Raw genomic sequence first — 16,552 nt, 5'->3', positions numbered from 1 at the left:
CAGCCCATTTTTAGCCAAAAAAGTCTACTCACAAGCTTGTTAATAACCTAAGTGCCGATGAGCGCATTAATAGTTAGTGTATTGCACGCCTAATTGGAAAGTGCGGCCATAGGCTTCGTACTGGGCGTTATAGGCACTGTTACCGGCGTAGCTGTAATAGGGTTCATCGGTGAGATTCACGCCTTTGAAATACAAGGTCAGGCTGGTGGTAATATGCGCCTTTGCGACAAAATCCCATTGCAAGTGGCTGTCTTCATAGAGATCGAGACGCGAGTCATCGATTTCAGACACTTCTTGCAAGTATTCCGATTTATAGGCTGCCGATAACCACACGCTGGCGTAAGTGTTCTCATAACCTAAGGACAGGTTCGCGGTGATATCCGACTGACTTGGCATCGGAATATCACGGCTGTGCTCTGCGCCGTCATCTAACCAGCTGATGCTGGCGGCGGAATCTGTGTAGGTTAGGTTAGAATTGAGCACGAGTCCGTTAAAGGGCTCAGGCAGAAAGTAGAATTCCTGCACATAACTGAGCTCAATCCCAGAAATATGGGCACTGTCGCCGTTAATGTAAGTCACTGCGCTATGGGCATCGACATAATCGCCCCGTCCGGCTAAGTCTGCTTTGTAGATAAAATTATCAATGTCCTTGTAGAACAATCCCGCCGACACGAGCCCAATATTGCCAAAGTAGTGCTCTAGGCTCAGATCGAAGTTCATAGATTCGAGCGACTTAAGATGGGGATTACCGAAAGTTAAATCGATATCGCCGTCATCTTCTTCGCGCAAATAACCTGGCGCGAGTTGACCAAAGGTCGGGCGCACTAAGGTGTTGGTCCACGCGCCGCGTAGCACTGTATTGTCAGAATAACGGTAGGTGAGATGCAAAGCGGGCAACCAATGATCTTCATCGCTGGTGTTGTTGATATCGATAAAATCGCCGCTAACACCATCGAAACCATGGCCCTTAGAATCCCATTGGTTTTGCTCGAACCTTAGTCCTGTGAGTATCCGCAGTTTACCGATATCTAAGTGACCCATAAGATAGGCGGCGTTGACATCTTCAGTAATATCAAAGTCATTGATGGTCGATTCGATGTCATCGCGATTGGCATCCGCGTCTAAGTTGTCCACCAGATCCCACACGGGTGAAGCGTTAATGCCCGCGCCAAAGCGGCCGAGACTGTAATCGACTTCATCACCTGAGTATTGGCTCAGTAACAGGGCATCATCGCTAACGCCTTGGTCGGCAAAGTCACTGTAAATCCACACTTCTTCACGATTGGTTTTATCGCGGCGGCTGAGTTTTAGCCCCGTTTTCACTTCGGCAGGATAGCCACCTAGACTCAGTTGGCGGCTGAGGTCAAATTGGGCGCTGTTAATGGTGTCTTTGGCTTTCGACTCGGCTAACTCGATTTCGTCCAGCTCAAAATTATCGGTTTGATAATAGCTTTCGGGCGCGATTATGTGCGGTCGTTGGGTATCGCTAAAACCTGTGTCATCGATTTTGGCGACAAAGTCCGCGCCGGCAATATCCCGTGGCTTGTCGGCACTTGCCGTACTGTGGCTTGCTTGATAATCGAGGGTCCAGCGCTCAAAACGGGTTTCTCCGCCAAGGACATAGGAAGTGATGTTTTGGTTTTCGCTACGGGATTTAAGTGAGCGCGTGGTTTTGCCTTGGCTGAGTTCGCCTGCTTGTAGCGGCGATTTCCACTTCGTCTTGGCGCTGTTGCGGGTTTCGGTGTCGTCAAACTCACTGTAAAGCGTGCGCAGGTATAAATCTGTGTCATCGCTTGGGCGATAATCAAAGTTCACCCCTATGCCTAAACGCTCACGATTGATTTCATAGTCACGATGATCGACTGACTCGAGCGCCGCATTGCCGTAACCTGTGCCATCGGTGAAATCCCAGTTGCCACCCGTTTCGACGTTATCCGAGCCAAAGTCGCGGTTGTACCAGCTAGCGCCGATGGCGATACCTAACTTTTCGCCAATGACATCGCTGTAACTGGCGGCCAATTTGGGATTGGTGTTATCAGTTAGAGAATCTTGGCTGGCTTCTGCGCTCAGGTTAACGTAGGTATCGTCTCGATCGAATGCTGACAGGCTTTTGACTTCAATCGCGCCGCCCAGTGCGTCGGCATCCATATCTGGGGTTAAGGTTTTACTGACTTCAACCGATTGCAATAAATCCGATGGTACCACGTCGAGCGCCACGGCGCGGCGATCACTCTCGGGCGATGGCAGACGCGTGCCGTTCATCGACACTGAGTTATAGTCCGGCGCCATGCCGCGCACTCGCACAAAACGGCCTTCGCCTTGGTCACGTTCAATAGAAAGCCCCGGCACGCGTTGCAGTGATTCGCTGATGTTACTGTCGGGGAAATTACCCAGTACATCCGCGCTCACCACATTGAGCACGTTATCCGCACCGCGTTGACGGTTCATCGACTTACTCAAGGCGCCTTGCTGTCCGACCACCATAATGTGTTCAACATCTTTGCTGCTGAGGCTAACATCCTGCTGGGTGGTTTGCTTATCGGCAATCTGGACCTTGTGCTCCATAGGCGTAGCTCCGAGGTAGTTGACCACCAGAGTGTAATCGCCGTCATTAATGCCGACAAAGAAGTAGCGACCATCACGGCCAGCCTGTTGGCTCAGATTTAGCTCTTTGAGGGTGACGCTCGCGCCAGCTAAGGGCTGCTGGCTAGTTTTGTCACGAACCTGACCTTCGAGTTTACCCACGGCAAAGACATTGGCGCTGGAGCCAGCGGCCACAATGGCAAGGGCGATGGCCGATAACGGCGTGCGAAATTGCATATTAACTTCCTATTATTTTGTTGGTACGCGAGTGTTATCCGTGACGGCCAGTTACCCTCGGTCGCTGCATCGCGACATGAGTTGCAACATGAGTTGCGACATGGCATCACGGATTTGAATCTGTGTTTTTAGTCACTGGAAACATTCAATAGCGGCAACGTTAGGGCAGGTTAATGTCAGATTTGTGACGGGATTTTGTAAACGGGGCAAACTTGCCCTCAAACGCCGCTTAATAGCGACTTTTTGCGAGAGCGTGAGCTAAAAAGACGCTTATCACAGTGGGCTTAGCAGCAAAAACACTAGGGAAGGGCTTGTGTATTTAAATGTTCTATTACTGATTTAAATGTTTTAAACCAATTACTTGCATGAGTATTTAGTGTGAGAGTCCGAAAAGGTGAGCAAGCGTTGCCAGTATAATATCCGACAAATAGCCGTAAAATCCCGAAGTGGTTGAGCTAATTTGCCGCAATCACGCTAAACCGTACGTCACCTTTCTGTCATAAAACTGGGTTAGCTTGCGGTGCCTATAGGGTGAATTCCCACTCCGTTTTGCACAACAAAATTAAAAGGTGAAACCTTGCATTATCCCGTGAAATCGCTGCGACTGGCCGGTGTGTATGGCTTGAGTCTGTTGTTCATCTTTATCGTGCCGCTATTGCTGTGGCAGAACACGCCTGCGAAAGCCATTCTTCAAGTCGATTGGCTCGATATTGCCACCGAGGGCGCATTGTTCGTGCTGAGCATGTGCTGGTTGATGGTGATTGTCTCGGCTCGCCCATCAGGACGAGTGACTAATTTACTGGTAGTGGGTCTGGCGAGTTATTGTTTAGGGTGTTATTTAGATTTACTCGATGAAGTTTTTATCGTTAAAACGCTGCCCGTGTATAACTGGTTTGAAAAAATGCCGACCCCGATTGGTCTACTCATCTTAACCTGCGGGCTTTGGTTGTGGCGCGACGAGCAAACCGTAGTAAATCGCCAGTTACAAACCCGCGAGCAATTTTATCGCCAGCATCATCTAACTGATGGCTTAACCTTATTGAACGATGCGAAAGCCTTTGAACACCATTTAGTGAAGCAACTAGCGCAGCAGCAACCCTTTGGTCTTATCATGCTTGATATCGATTATTTTCATCAATATAACCAACTTCAGGGTGCTGAAGAGGGCGATAGGCTGTTATCCGATGTTGCCCAGTGGCTGAGTACCCAGCTAAGAAGCCAAGATTTGGTCTGTCGTTACGCCGGAGATCGCTTTATCATTTTGCTCAATGGTGCAATCGCGCCTTTGGTGAGTACCATGGCAGAACAGCTGCAACATGGGGTTACTGTGCTTGGTTGCGAGGTTTCAGTGGTGTGGACGCTGCCATCTCCTAAAGCGGTTGTGGGTAAACTGAGCAGTGAACAGGCAAAACGACCGCTAAAGGACGAAACGCAAGTATTACTCAAATCGCTCAATGAAAAAATGTCACAGCAAAAGTTAAATCGTCAGCCATCAAACCAGCAAACATCGACAATCAACGCGTTTCATGAGCCGCGATAAATGAAAGCCCTGGCCACTTGGCAAGATAAGTGTATCGACAGCCAACTGCTGGTGGCGAGCCTTGTCGGCTTATTTAAGCAAAGGGGACTGAATTGCGACAAATTGCTGCGCGGTACAGGGATTTTTAATGCTGACATCCGAAAACCTGGCCATGTCATTAGCCCGAAGCAATTACTCAGGCTGGTGGATAATGGCCTATCACTATGGCCAAGTGGCGACTTAAGTTTTTTACTCGGGCAATTATGGTTGCCATCCCAAAGCGGCCCGTTAACCGCGGGGATGTTTTGCGCGCGGGATCTCAATGAACTTGGGCTATTTTGGTATAAATATCATTGGCTCACTCAACCTTGGTTACAGTGTTGGCGTTGGCAGGGCGATAAAGAGTGGCATTTTTTACTGAGTCTTGATTTAGGTACACAGCGGCATACCCAATTTTTTATTGAGTTAAGCCTGTCGTCATTGGTCACCAGTTGTAAGCAATTGATGGGGCAGAGTTGGCGTGGCAGCATGAGCTTCCCCTTCGAGACGCCACAGAATGTCGCCCAATATTATAAGTACTTCGGTACCAATATCAGTTTCGATGCGCCGCTGTGCCGAGTCTCGATGGCAAAAGCCCTTATGCAGCAACCGCTGTTATATGCGCAGCAGATCGCTAGCAGCGTTGAATCACAAGCCACACGCCATGCTGTGACTCATACGATTACTCAATCTGTCATTCCGCGCCAAGGGCTATTTCAATCGCCACGCTATGCACTGTTTGCCAGTGAATATAGGCTCGGGTTGGCGGCGGGCATTCGTTTGTCGCTGATGCGGGATAACGTAAGTTTGCCAGAAATGGCAGAAAAACTATCGATGAGCCCAGCGACCTTAAAGCGCCGCTTGGCTGAAATGGATCTAAGCTTTGGCCAACTCGTCGATGAAACCCGTTTAATCAAAGCCCTGTATTATTTAGCTACACCTTCGCAGGACGCCCACACAATTGCCAACTCATTATCCTTCAGCGACGCCAGTAATTTCAGGCGTTCTTTTAAACGCTGGACGGGCCAATTACCCACCTATTTTCGCAGCTGGCTGGCTTAAGTCATAAGCGAGTAACAAAATGTCCTGCCTGTATTTTCAAGCGTATTCTTTGTTTTTATTTATTCAAAGCGTGAATTTTTATGCCTTAAAAGTGAAGTTAGGTGAGAAATTTGTCGGCATTATATGTTCATAATTGAATACTTGACGCATAACCAATCAATTTCACCATTAATGGTTATTACGCAAGGCTCATAAGCGTTATGCTGGCTGAACTGTGATTCCGCTGAGTGAGTGGCGAGTGATTATGGTAATGATTTTACCGGATGAATGACTAGACACTTTTTTATTGTCGCTATTTTGACTGTGCCATGGTCTCAGATAAACAATGCCATTTATACTCACTTTCCTATTGCAAAAACGTGGTGAACATTAAGCTGAAATGGAGCAACTAAGTGGTGAGTGACGAAAATATCACTGGACTTTATTTCATCGAGGGACTTAAGCGCATTTGGATTACTTATACATATAGGCATCCAGAGCCAATAGATGACATCGACCATACGACATATATGGAGCTGCTAGATAAAGTAAAAAATACAGATGGAACGCGATATGATTTGTACACCTATCTCCTATCAAAACAAAACAAGTGCACAGACATTCTCCAATTTCTTAAAACACACCCGCACAGAGAATAACCTTTCCCAAGAAGATTTATGTGGTTTGCTCAGGCAAAAAAGCTGTCTGTTCGATACCTTAGATTCCATCACGATTAGCCGTTGGGAGCGAGGGGTTAACATCCCATCCCTTGCTAAACAGTCTGAAATTGTTGAAATATTTGGCTCTGAACTCTTTGATATTTATCGGGAGGATAAAAAGTTTATCAACGAAGGCTTAGCTTTGATTAATCTTTTTGAGTCCAACATAGAACGCAGTGACCATCCGTACTACCGCAATACGCCTTATCGTGTCGAATTTATCGAGAGCCACCATCATAACTTCATGGCGTTACTGCAACTCAGTTTGGTTTATGAAAGTAATCCGCGTTTATCCTTTGTGAGCCGTAACTTATCTCAACCGTTTTTCCATGGTCTGTCATTAGTTGTTGCGTTTAGCTCGGGCGATCAGATAGTCGGACATAGTCTGTTTTGTCGCACTCAGGGCAAAATTGCCCTCGAATTTATGAATGATGAGGTGGACTTATTCGAGGTGATTAACCATAACAGCCAAGCCTTACCAGATACCTTGATGGTGTTCTCATCTTTTGGTGTGACTCCCTATATTGAAAACTACATGATGTCTGTTTATCTCAATGAATTGGCTGCGAGTCGCTCACTCAAGTTTTTAAGTTTTAATATCTGTGATGAGTCATTAAAACGAAAGTTAACGCAATTTAAGTTACCCATTTTCAAAGTGAGAACGATAGAAGGTTGCTGCAAACCGATAAAAAACTATTCGTTTTTCTGCAGTCGCACAGAGGTGATGGCAAATCGTAATCTACTCAAGCTTTCCGTCATTCCTTCATCAAAATCCCAAACGATCGATCCCATTTTCTTCATGCAGTTAGAGACCCCTATATGAATATTCTCATCATAGATGATCAGCGTTTTATTCGAGAAACCATGAAAGCCGATATCCATAAGTTCTTGGTTGACGATAACGTGCAGATCTATGAGGCCTGTAATGGTAATCAAGGCATAGAACTGATTATTGACATCGAAGTGGTGCTTGATTTGATCATCATAGATCTCAAGATGGACCAAGGAGATGGAATCGCAGTCATCAATATGTTGGCCTCCGAGCCCCGTTTTGCCGCGATTCCGATTGCGGTGATCAGCTCTTCGGATAAACGGACTTTAGAGCTGGTGGACAATATCATCACAGTGCTGAGGCTCAACTTGCTGGGGGTATTTGCTAAGCCTATCAACGTGAATGATATTTTAACGCCATTGTTAGAAGCATCCACGGATAGACATCATGCGCATCAACATCAATCGATCGTGCAAAACAGGGCGGCCAATATCAATGTGCGGCAATTGCTTAAAGATGAACAATTAATTCTCTGCTATCAACCTAAGATCAATCTAAAGACCAAGGAGATTATGGGGTTTGAAGTGCTGTCGCGGCTTTGCGATCAATCCAATGGCTATATTTATCCCGACGTTTTTCTGCCACTGGTTAATCAACAGGGGCTGAATAGCCTGTTCTCGCGGATGGTCATTTCCCAGGCGTTGCAATGTTGGTCGCGTCAACCTTTACTGACGGCGTTTGCGCTGTCGATTAACATTACCGCGGATGATTTGACTTGCGATGAACTGATTGAATTCATCATCGAATGTGGCCGTGAGCATAAACACATCCATTTGATTTTAGAGCTCACTGAATCACAAGAGATCATCAATCAAGATAGAGTGCTTAACTCAATTGCACGGCTGATCATCAACAATATCGATATTTCCCTCGATGATTTCGGTAAAAGTTATTCCACTTATGATCGCCTCGATGCGATTCCCTTTAAAGAAATTAAAATTGATAAAAGTTTTGTCTCCGATATGGATATTAATCACCAACATTATCTCATTGTGGAGTCCACCATAGCACTTGCGCAGAAGATGCACGTAAAGGTGGTTGCTGAAGGCGTTGAGACAAGTGCAATAGAAGCGATTCTTTCTGAACTAGGCTGCGATGTTGCCCAAGGCTATTTATATAGCCCGCCAATTGAAGGTCGTTATCTTATTGATTGGATAGCGCAATACAATAGGGAATGCCTAACCCATGGATACTAAGTCAACAATTAATAATGAGTTAACACTGGCCTTATCGACATTTTTTGAGCAATACAGCCAAGAACAGCAATCGCGACTGCGATCAACACTTATCGCAGAGTTGCAGCGTATGCGACTCGAGCTAGAAAAATGTAAGTCCAATGACAGTATCGAGGCCCTAACACATCAATTCGTGGGGATTGCTCGCTATTTGCAGCTTAAGAATACCGTGCCTATGGCTAATTCTTGCGAGCGTGAACAGTTCAAACATCAGCTAAACGATTTACTTAATGCCGTAATGGATTACGCCAATGAGCGTTAAATACAGTGCTTGCATCAATATGTTCAGTGGCTTATGGGTCACAATATTAGTGCTGTGGCTAACCTTGTCCCACTCGCTGTATGAGTTTGACGCTATTTACGATAAAAAAGCGCAGGCGGTTTTTACTTCCTCGCGGGATATGTTCTTACAACATAAGATCATGTTGGATGCGCTGAAATCTTTTTTTCACGCATCGAGCGAGGTGACGTCACAGGAGTTTGAGATTTTTGCCAAGGATTTACTTAAAATCAAATCTGCCGTCGCTTTTACGCTGACCCCCAGTCTTGAACTGGCCTATATCTCAGATAAAACGATGGCTACTGAGCTTAAACAGATTGAGTTAGTCAAGAATCTTAAAGGAGAACTTAAGGCGAGCCTTGCCAATTACACTTTGGCTGTGGTGGCAATTGATGAGCCAAATATGCCTTATCTCGTTTATGCCGTTTCTCATCAGCGGATACTCGCGCGAATCGAACAAGAGCAGGGCGTTTGCATTACCTATCAATTTGAACAGTCATTTGAGCAGTCCTTACTGCAAAACTCATCCTGTCATCATAAGTTAGCCAGCGGCCTATTTTCATTATTTAATTACTCTGATAGCCAAACCTTAGCGATCCCTGAATATCAAACCCGAGTGAGTTTACAGGTACAATATCAAGTGCCACAAAAAGAAGTTATCGAGCTTATCGTGATCATCCTACTGATTGCAGCCCTTGGCATAGTGTTGTCCTTCCTTTTGTACTTTAAGTCTAAAAATCAGCAAATTGTGGAGCAAATTAAGCTCGACAATCGCGCTAAATTAGCCGTGCTTTCGAGCATTAATCATGAGATCCGCACCCCAATCAATGCCATTCTTGGCTATAGTCGCATGCTAAAAAAAGCCCTCTCACAACCACAGGAACTGGATAAAATCGTCGATAAAATGGCCTGGTCTGCCAACTTACTCTATTCGGTTGCCGAAAATACCTTAAATTACAGTAAGGCAGAAGCTGGGCAGTTAAAACTGAATTTACATTCGGTGAACTTACACGAGTATGTGGGCAATATTCAGGACTATTATCGTGCATTTAGTGCAACCTCCGGCAAACGTTTACACATTGTAGTAAGTGAGTCTTTGCCGCAGTTTATCGAACTCGATGGGACTAAGTTATTCCAACTCATGACCAACATTATCAATAATGCGTTCAAATACAGTACGGGTAGCGAAGTGCATTGCTATATGGATTTACACCTTAAAGCGAATGCTAAAAATCAGCGCCCTGTGCTTAGGGTGCTGATCCGCGATTTTGGCGATGGTATGTCAAAGGAAGCGCAGCGCGCTTTAGTCGATCCCTTTATTCACGCCGCTAACTCACCTATTGCCGCGACATCGGGTATGGGACTCGGGCTCTATACGTGTAATCGATTGCTTGAGCAGATTGGCGGTCGGTTTAGGCTGCGCAGTCAAAAGGGCAAAGGCACCACAGTGTTACTGCATTTCCCCTGTCAGCTCAGCGCAGTGAAAGAACGATTAACACTTCAATATGATCAACAAAAAGTGATGATCATAGATGACAATCTGTTTAATCTTGAAATTTGTCGCGCCATGCTGGAGCACTATCATTTTCAAACCTTCAGTACTGATAATACAGAGCAAGCACTGAAGATGTTGGTTAACCATTTGCCACAGATTGTCATTGTGGATTACCGTTTACAAGACATGAACGGTTTACAACTGGTCAGGCAGATGCAGCAAGTATTAAAAAACCTGGTGAGTGATAACCCTATTGAACATCACTGTCGTTTCTTTTTGCTCTCCGCGAATGACTGCGATGATATTCCCGAGTTAGCGTCATTTCCTGAGGTGCATTTCATGCAGAAACCTTTTAGTGCCGAAGTCTTTCTCAGCAAATTAGCGATAAAAGACTAAATCATCAACATATTGAATGTTATATTTAAATACGATTTACTGGCTTCATCTAATTGGTACTGAAATACTGCAAATATCTTTGCAGTTAATGTGTTATCCAAGGTATAAGCGCGGTGAACTGCTTAGAACACTGCTACGCTAAACATATCTAAGTTATTTTTTAAATGTGTCACTGCTAGGAAGGCCGATGGATAAGAAACCCCTTGAATTGGTTTACCCATTTTTAACGGAAGCTTTGCGGCTGAGCGAGAATGGTCTAGCAGTGTTAGACAAACATAATCATTTTATCTTTTATAATAATACCTTTGCGAAAATGTTTGGTTTTGTTGATCAAGACATGGTCGGCAAGCATTTTGACGACATGATGCGCTTTGCCTTTACCCATAAACAGGGACCGAAAATTGAGCATGAAACCATAGAGGAATGGCTCGAGCTTATTCATGCGCATCAACGTAAATCGGCTTTTAGACGTTTTGAAGTGGATCTGGTGGATGGCTGCTGGTTACAACTCTCTGAACAGGTTTATCACAATGGCGATATGGTGATTGTTTGCACGGATATCACCCAGTTAAAACAGGTCGAATTTGCCCTTAGGAATGCGCAGACTGAATTAAATCGCCTCGCGCTCACCGATGAGTTAACGGGGATTGCCAATCGGCGTCACTTTTTTCAGCAGTTAGAACATGAAATCAAACGCTTGAGTCGCTTACAGTTGCCATTATGCCTAGTGATGATGGACATCGATAATTTTAAACTGGTTAATGATCGCTACGGCCATCAAGTCGGTGACAAGATATTGCAACATTTTACCCAATTCATCAGCACTCGAACGCGTCCCTACGATATTTTTGGCCGCCTCGGCGGTGAAGAGTTTGCACTACTACTGCCAGAAACCACGGTTGATACAGCTCAAAAAATCGTAATGCGTATGATGTCATCCCTTGCCAATGAGGACATTTCTGCAATCGTGGCTGATTTTCAATATCAATTTTCAGCAGGGGTCAGCGCCTTAACCCCTGTGATTATTCGCCATAGCATTGATAACAGTACTGATATTGCAGATGTGGAGCAGGTTGCATTGCCCGTGGGAACCGGAAGTCAGTGTCGCTCTGATGCTGAAAAGCTGGTGGCCGAGGCGGATAAAGCGCTCTATCAAGCTAAAACCCTCGGGCGAAATCGCGTGGTGATATGGGATGAGGTGATGTTACCTCGCCACAAGCCCAGCTAAACAAAGCATTCGACATTCAGTGCATTAGTACTCAAGGGAAACTGTGTTAATCAATCAGCAATATACCCGCCATGGACCCGATTATCGATTTGGTGAGCAGGTGACATTTCTTGATGTTAAACAAACCTTTGGTTTTAGTCATGTGCGCGTTGGCCGCTGGGTTACGCGGGATGAATCGCGCCTTGCTGCGGATCTGGTGTTTGATTCGCTCGCCGATCTGGCCTTTATCTTAAAGTTGCCACCTTTGACGTTAGGGCTGCGCGAAACCGTGAGTCTGGCTTTTGGTCATGGGGGTCAAAAAGGCGTTCAGGCCCATTATGCGCCCGCGACTCGGGAATTGGCCTTGGCAAAAAATGCCGGTGCTGGCGCTTTAGCCCATGAGTTTTGGCATGCGTTTGACCACTATATTGCCGCCAAGTCCTTCAAATCTTTGTCTAAGCGGTTTCAATGCGCGAGCGATCTTTGGTTATCGGATCTGCACATCATAGAACATCCACTGAATGCACGATTATCGGAGATCTTCAAGGTGACGTTTTTGAGTGATAATGGCGATGAGCCCCATGATTATGTGCGCCGAGCGATTGCCTTAGACAAAAAACATGGCATGCAGTACTTCGCACGGCCAACTGAAATGATGGCGCGGGCATTTGAAGCCTGTATTGAATCCTATGATGCGATTTCGAATCCGTATTTAGTCTCTGGGACACGCTTTTCAGCAATGGCAAAGGAGGGCGCTTATCCCGATGAAGCCCACAGAAAAGTGATTTTTAACGCTTTGATCAATTACTTCGAGCCACTAGGAATGGCATTGAGTAAACGTCCGTTTGGCTGATTATAATCTTTAGAAAGTACGTCAAAATACGGTAAATGGCAGTGTGATGCGAGTACAAGCTTAGTTGGCAAGTCTAACTGTTAATGATTAGTGGAGGTGTGAGTCAGTCCTTGTCTAAGCCGAATGTGTTTGCCAGCAATAGGCCAAACTGTGGCGGATAGCATCGAGATATTGGGACGCTTGAGTATCCATTAAATACCAGTAGCTGGGTTTTGATTCTGGCATGTGATTAAAAAATAATGCTTCGGCATTGATGACTTGTTTTAAATCCGCATATTTCAGCCAAACGTCGATAGGCGTATGAGCCAGCGTAATCAACCAATCGAGTTGTATGTGTTTTGCGGAATGTGGCATATCTGCTGATGGGGTTGATTCTTGTAAACGCGCAAGTAAATCAAAAGGATTGCCCGTTTTCATCATCATTGAAGTTTGGGAACCACGCGCTTTATTGACTGCCGCTAAGTTTGCTAAACAAACTGCTGGCAAGGTGAACTCCGGCCAGTCAAGTGTGGGCGCGAGCGTCTGCGCAATCCGCCGTTCGCCTAACCAGTTATGCACCATACAAGGTAAGTGGTCTTCAGGCGGTAAATCATTGGGCCTTGCTAAACTCGGAAACAGCGACATCCGCTGCACTTGCACATGCTGAGATAACTGCTGCATCAACACAATTGTGGTTAGGCCAGATGAAGGCCAACAGCCAAGCTGAGGCGTTAATTCAATCGCAACTTGTGTCAAAGCTTGGGTAAGCAAATCACTTTGCGCGTGACCTTGTACCACAAAAGCATATTTTGATTCTGCAAAACCGCCATTAGCGATATTCACTATCTGATTATTTTGGTTACTTTTCTCATTCCATTGAGTGCCGTTAAAGATAAATGTCGTGCCCGTAGTAGCTGGCTGCCAATTGCCAGAAGCATTACCAATAATGGTCACTTGCTCGAAGGCAAGTTCGCGCGCCAAAGCGTGTAGATCTACTCGCGAATGCGGCATCTGCAAATGATGGTGCATATGGGTATGAGACTTAGGCATAGGCTGAATATCTGTTTCACGGACTCAAAATGAACTTCATTGTAATGGATATCTCCCTGAGCCCAAAGGCTTAATCCGCCAACACAAATCGGCATTAACAATATTTTTAAATTTAAAAAGAAATTTTAAAGATGAAGAGAGACAACTTGCTCAAGAACGGAGAATCATTAGTTTTTAGTAAATATATAGGAATTAGGACAAATGGATTTAAAGCAAGAAATGGTACACCCGAGTGGACTCGAACCACCGACCCCTACCATGTCAAGGTAGTGCTCTAACCAACTGAGCTACGGGTGCACTGTTTGAATTTCAAATTTTAGACTCTTTGAATAGAGTGGTACACCCGAGTGGACTCGAACCACCGACCCCTACCATGTCAAGGTAGTGCTCTAACCAACTGAGCTACGGGTGCATCGTAAATATTAACTTGCTATTCAAAAGCGTTGCGCCTTGGAACGAGCGCTATATTAGGGGCATAGCGCAGGGCTGGCAAGCAAAAAAATCAAATTTGTCGTCAAATGGTGAATTGCTGTGCAACTTGTCCAGTGTTTCAACAAAGTTGTTGATATAACGGCAAGTTAGACTTACTGAGCACGTCAAACCACGAAGACATAAACAAAACGGCGAGCTTAATGCTCGCCGTTGCTTTGAATCTTGCCTATCCGATTAGTGATGCACACTGTCGCCTTCAATCAGGCTTAAATGCACACCATGTTTTTGGATGTAACGCAGTCGAATGAAAAATAGCAGCGCCGCCGAGGTGAGACCTGCAATCAATCCGGTCCAAAAACCGTGTGCGCCCATGGCAGGAACGATATGATCCGTATAAGCCAAGGTATAGCCGAGTGACATACCTATGCCCCAATAGGAAAACAGCGTGATATAAAAGGCACTGCGGGTATCTTTATAACCACGTAGGGCTCCGGCGGCAACCACTTGGACTGAATCCGATAATTGATACAGTGCCGCCATTAACATCAAGCTGCCGGCTAAAGCGACCACTTCAGGATCACCATTATAAAGCTCTGCAATCTGGAATCTAAAAATGACGGTCAAGACTGCAGTTGATAATGCAAGGGATAGCGCTAACCATAAACCCACTTTGGCGACCACTGCAGAAATATCAGCACGATCGCGACCCAAGTAATAGCCAATTCGAATCGATACTGCGATACCAATAGACAACGGCAGCATAAATACAATCGCAGAAAAGTTCAGTGCTATCTGGTGACTTGCCACCACAGTTGCACCTAATGGGGCGAGTAACAACGCAATAATGGCAAATAAACTCACTTCAAAAAACAGCGCCATTGCTATCGGCATACCGAGTTTGGTCATTTTTTTCATCGTTTCAAAGTCAGGACGATGAAATTTACTGAAAGGAGCTAAGGCCGCAAATTTCTTATGTACTTGCATATAAATAGTCATGGCAATCAGCATGGCCCAAAAAACCAAGGCAGTGGCAATACCGCAGCCTGCACCGCCCATCGGAGGTACGCCAAAGTGTCCGTAAATAAAGATGTAGTTGGCGGGTATGTTCACCGCTAAGCCGACAAAGCCAATGACCATTGTAGGTAACGTATAAGAAATCCCTTCACTACAGCCGCGCAGCACTTGGTAAAGCACAAATGCGGGCGCGCCCCATAAAATACCGTCGAGATATCCAATGGTTAAGCGGTATAATTCGGGTTCTAAATCCATATGGCCAAGTACAAAGGGCGCTGATGCGAGGAAAATCATCACGCCAATCCCGCCAATGATGGCAAGATAGGCCCCTTGAAAGGCCAAAGGTTGGATGGCTTTTTGATTATTCGCTCCATTGTAGTGGGCAAATAAAGGTGTAAAAGCCATCAGCAAACCTTGGACGAACAGAATAGCGGGTAACCAAAGACTAGTGCCGACCGCAACAGCGGCCATATCGACCGCACTAACACGACCCGCCATAACGGTATCAATAAAGCCCATCATGGTCTGAGTGACCTGAGCTATTAGCACCGGCAGCGCCAATTGGATTAAACGTTTGGCTTGATAGCCTGAATTATTCATAAATACAGCCTTTAACGATTAAGCGAGCAAAAAATGTTTACAGGTATAGTACAAGCCACCTGCGAGGTGGTCGCAATACATAAGAAAGATGGCCTAAATACCCTTGAGGTAGCATTTGAACCTGATTTGCATGAGGGACTTGCGATTGGTGCAAGTGTGGCAAATAACGGGGTATGTCTAACTGTGACTCAGGTGGTTGATGATAGGGTATTTTTCGACGTAGTGGAAGAGACCTTGCGACTAACGAATCTGGCTAATATGTCTATAGGTCAAAGCGTTAATGTTGAGCGTTCGTTAACTTTCGGTAGTGAAATTGGTGGTCACATTCTCTCCGGCCATATTCATACTAAGGCTAAAGTTGTCGATATCAGCCACACAGAACAGCATTATGATCTGACACTGGGCATTGAACCTAAATGGATGGATTACATTTTTCATAAAGGTTTTGTTGGCGTTAACGGTTGCAGCTTAACGGTAGGCGAGGTGAGTGACTCCGGTTTTAAGTTACACTTAATTCCCGAAACCCTAAAGCTGACCAATTTAAGTCAGTGTAAAGTGGGTGATGAACTCAACATTGAGATCGATAGCCAAACACAAGTTATCGTTGACACAGTCGAGCGCGTGCTGGCGAGACGTTTTAACGAGCAAGCCTGTTAGGCTCGTTTCATCATCGCCTTTAGTACAATCTCATTTAATATATTTGCTCGTCGTCCGAGCCGATATACAGCTCCACGGTACGTCTCGACTCATCGATATGTAAGCGTAAATGAATGGGATTACAACAAATTCGACAATCATCGTAATAATCTTGATCTCCGCAGCTGGCATCAATACTGATATGTTGGTGGTGCCCGCAGTGGGGACAAGCAATCACTTTGTTCATGACTTTCATGGTGTAACTCCTTATAGCTAATAGAAGAAAGCCACAATAGAGCAGAGCCCCAATAGAATAGAGCTAATCGCTCAGTTCAATCAGCACATCTCACACTTAGTTCGTTCATCGCACCTATTGTTGTGCGCGTTGGCTTTGCAAACCTGAGT

Annotated in this window: 12 protein-coding genes, 2 tRNA genes and 1 pseudogene; 9 read left to right on the top strand and 6 right to left on the bottom strand. The window is 45.4% G+C overall.

What is annotated here, in order from left to right:
- Positions 1 to 66 precede the first annotated feature (66 nt).
- Complete coding sequence (locus Q4Q54_RS03995) at positions 67 to 2,820, bottom strand: TonB-dependent receptor (RefSeq protein ID WP_311987760.1); 2,754 nt, start codon at positions 2,818 to 2,820, stop codon at positions 67 to 69.
- A gap of 577 nt (positions 2,821 to 3,397) precedes the next feature.
- Here Q4Q54_RS03995 and Q4Q54_RS03990 point away from each other — a divergent pair.
- From Q4Q54_RS03990 to Q4Q54_RS03955, 8 genes are all read left to right on the top strand, one after another.
- Positions 3,398 to 4,360, top strand: a complete 963-nt coding sequence (locus Q4Q54_RS03990; RefSeq protein WP_311987759.1) for a diguanylate cyclase domain-containing protein — start codon at positions 3,398 to 3,400, stop codon at positions 4,358 to 4,360.
- A complete protein-coding gene (locus Q4Q54_RS03985) occupies positions 4,361 to 5,440 on the top strand; it encodes an AraC family transcriptional regulator ligand-binding domain-containing protein (RefSeq protein WP_311987758.1) in 1,080 nt (359 codons plus the stop codon). It begins immediately after the preceding gene.
- A 552-nt stretch (positions 5,441 to 5,992) separates the two neighbouring features.
- A complete protein-coding gene (locus Q4Q54_RS03980; RefSeq protein ID WP_311987757.1) occupies positions 5,993 to 6,961 on the top strand; it encodes a helix-turn-helix domain-containing protein in 969 nt (322 codons plus the stop codon).
- Positions 6,958 to 8,166 (top strand): EAL domain-containing response regulator, encoded by a 1,209-nt coding sequence (locus Q4Q54_RS03975; protein WP_071939492.1) that lies wholly within the window; start codon positions 6,958 to 6,960, stop codon positions 8,164 to 8,166. Before Q4Q54_RS03980 ends, Q4Q54_RS03975 begins: the two co-directional genes overlap by 4 nt.
- A complete protein-coding gene (locus Q4Q54_RS03970; RefSeq protein WP_259581086.1) occupies positions 8,156 to 8,467 on the top strand; it encodes a hypothetical protein in 312 nt (103 codons plus the stop codon). The genes Q4Q54_RS03975 and Q4Q54_RS03970 overlap by 11 nt, the downstream gene beginning before the upstream one ends.
- Positions 8,457 to 10,376, top strand: a complete 1,920-nt coding sequence (locus Q4Q54_RS03965; protein WP_311987756.1) for an ATP-binding protein — start codon at positions 8,457 to 8,459, stop codon at positions 10,374 to 10,376. Before Q4Q54_RS03970 ends, Q4Q54_RS03965 begins: the two co-directional genes overlap by 11 nt.
- A gap of 187 nt (positions 10,377 to 10,563) precedes the next feature.
- Complete coding sequence (locus tag Q4Q54_RS03960) at positions 10,564 to 11,604, top strand: diguanylate cyclase (protein ID WP_311987755.1); 1,041 nt, start codon at positions 10,564 to 10,566, stop codon at positions 11,602 to 11,604.
- Between the two features lie 43 nt (positions 11,605 to 11,647).
- Positions 11,648 to 12,436, top strand: coding sequence for a CLCA_X family protein (locus Q4Q54_RS03955; protein ID WP_311899146.1), 789 nt, complete (start codon positions 11,648 to 11,650; stop codon positions 12,434 to 12,436).
- An 80-nt stretch (positions 12,437 to 12,516) separates the two neighbouring features.
- Here the strand turns inward: Q4Q54_RS03955 and Q4Q54_RS03950 are convergent.
- The 4 genes and pseudogenes from Q4Q54_RS03950 to Q4Q54_RS03935 all read right to left on the bottom strand — a co-directional run bounded on the left by Q4Q54_RS03950 (position 12,517) and on the right by Q4Q54_RS03935 (position 15,511).
- Positions 12,517 to 13,465 (bottom strand): annotated as a pseudogene (locus Q4Q54_RS03950) (hypothetical protein).
- Positions 13,466 to 13,685: 220 nt separating this feature from the next.
- Positions 13,686 to 13,762, bottom strand: a tRNA-Val gene (locus Q4Q54_RS03945).
- Positions 13,763 to 13,800: 38 nt separating this feature from the next.
- Positions 13,801 to 13,877: transfer RNA gene (locus Q4Q54_RS03940), tRNA-Val, on the bottom strand.
- Between the two features lie 254 nt (positions 13,878 to 14,131).
- The gene (locus Q4Q54_RS03935) at positions 14,132 to 15,511 is read right to left on the bottom strand and encodes an MATE family efflux transporter (RefSeq protein ID WP_311987753.1); all 1,380 of its coding nucleotides are present in this window, start codon (positions 15,509 to 15,511) and stop codon (positions 14,132 to 14,134) included.
- A gap of 33 nt (positions 15,512 to 15,544) precedes the next feature.
- Between Q4Q54_RS03935 and Q4Q54_RS03930 the strand changes: the two genes are divergently transcribed.
- The gene (locus tag Q4Q54_RS03930) at positions 15,545 to 16,168 is read left to right on the top strand and encodes a riboflavin synthase subunit alpha (RefSeq protein WP_311987752.1); all 624 of its coding nucleotides are present in this window, start codon (positions 15,545 to 15,547) and stop codon (positions 16,166 to 16,168) included.
- A 34-nt stretch (positions 16,169 to 16,202) separates the two neighbouring features.
- Here the strand turns inward: Q4Q54_RS03930 and Q4Q54_RS03925 are convergent, their stop codons facing one another.
- A complete protein-coding gene (locus Q4Q54_RS03925; protein WP_311987751.1) occupies positions 16,203 to 16,403 on the bottom strand; it encodes a CPXCG motif-containing cysteine-rich protein in 201 nt (66 codons plus the stop codon).
- Between the last annotated feature and the right edge of the window lie 149 nt (positions 16,404 to 16,552).

Origin of the sequence: Shewanella sp. SP2S2-4, assembly GCF_031932025.1 — a bacterium.
GTDB lineage: Bacteria > Pseudomonadota > Gammaproteobacteria > Enterobacterales > Shewanellaceae > Shewanella > Shewanella baltica.
The sequence above is the reverse complement of the archived record's forward strand: the minus strand, read 5'-3'. Positions and strand labels throughout refer to the sequence as shown.

Excerpts from the sequence above, each read along its gene's own strand:
- Q4Q54_RS03935 (WP_311987753.1), bottom strand. The coding sequence starts at position 15,511 with ATGAATAATTCAGGCTATCAAGCCAAACGTTTAATCCAATTGGCGCTG.
- Q4Q54_RS03925 (WP_311987751.1), bottom strand. The coding sequence starts at position 16,403 with ATGAAAGTCATGAACAAAGTGATTGCTTGTCCCCACTGCGGGCACCAC.
- Q4Q54_RS03995 (WP_311987760.1), bottom strand. The coding sequence starts at position 2,820 with ATGCAATTTCGCACGCCGTTATCGGCCATCGCCCTTGCCATTGTGGCC.
- Q4Q54_RS03965 (WP_311987756.1), top strand. The coding sequence starts at position 8,457 with ATGAGCGTTAAATACAGTGCTTGCATCAATATGTTCAGTGGCTTATGG.
- Q4Q54_RS03960 (WP_311987755.1), top strand. The coding sequence starts at position 10,564 with ATGGATAAGAAACCCCTTGAATTGGTTTACCCATTTTTAACGGAAGCT.
- Q4Q54_RS03985 (WP_311987758.1), top strand. The coding sequence starts at position 4,361 with ATGAAAGCCCTGGCCACTTGGCAAGATAAGTGTATCGACAGCCAACTG.
- Q4Q54_RS03980 (WP_311987757.1), top strand. The coding sequence starts at position 5,993 with ATGATTTGTACACCTATCTCCTATCAAAACAAAACAAGTGCACAGACA.
- Q4Q54_RS03930 (WP_311987752.1), top strand. The coding sequence starts at position 15,545 with ATGTTTACAGGTATAGTACAAGCCACCTGCGAGGTGGTCGCAATACAT.
- Q4Q54_RS03970 (WP_259581086.1), top strand. The coding sequence starts at position 8,156 with ATGGATACTAAGTCAACAATTAATAATGAGTTAACACTGGCCTTATCG.
- Q4Q54_RS03975 (WP_071939492.1), top strand. The coding sequence starts at position 6,958 with ATGAATATTCTCATCATAGATGATCAGCGTTTTATTCGAGAAACCATG.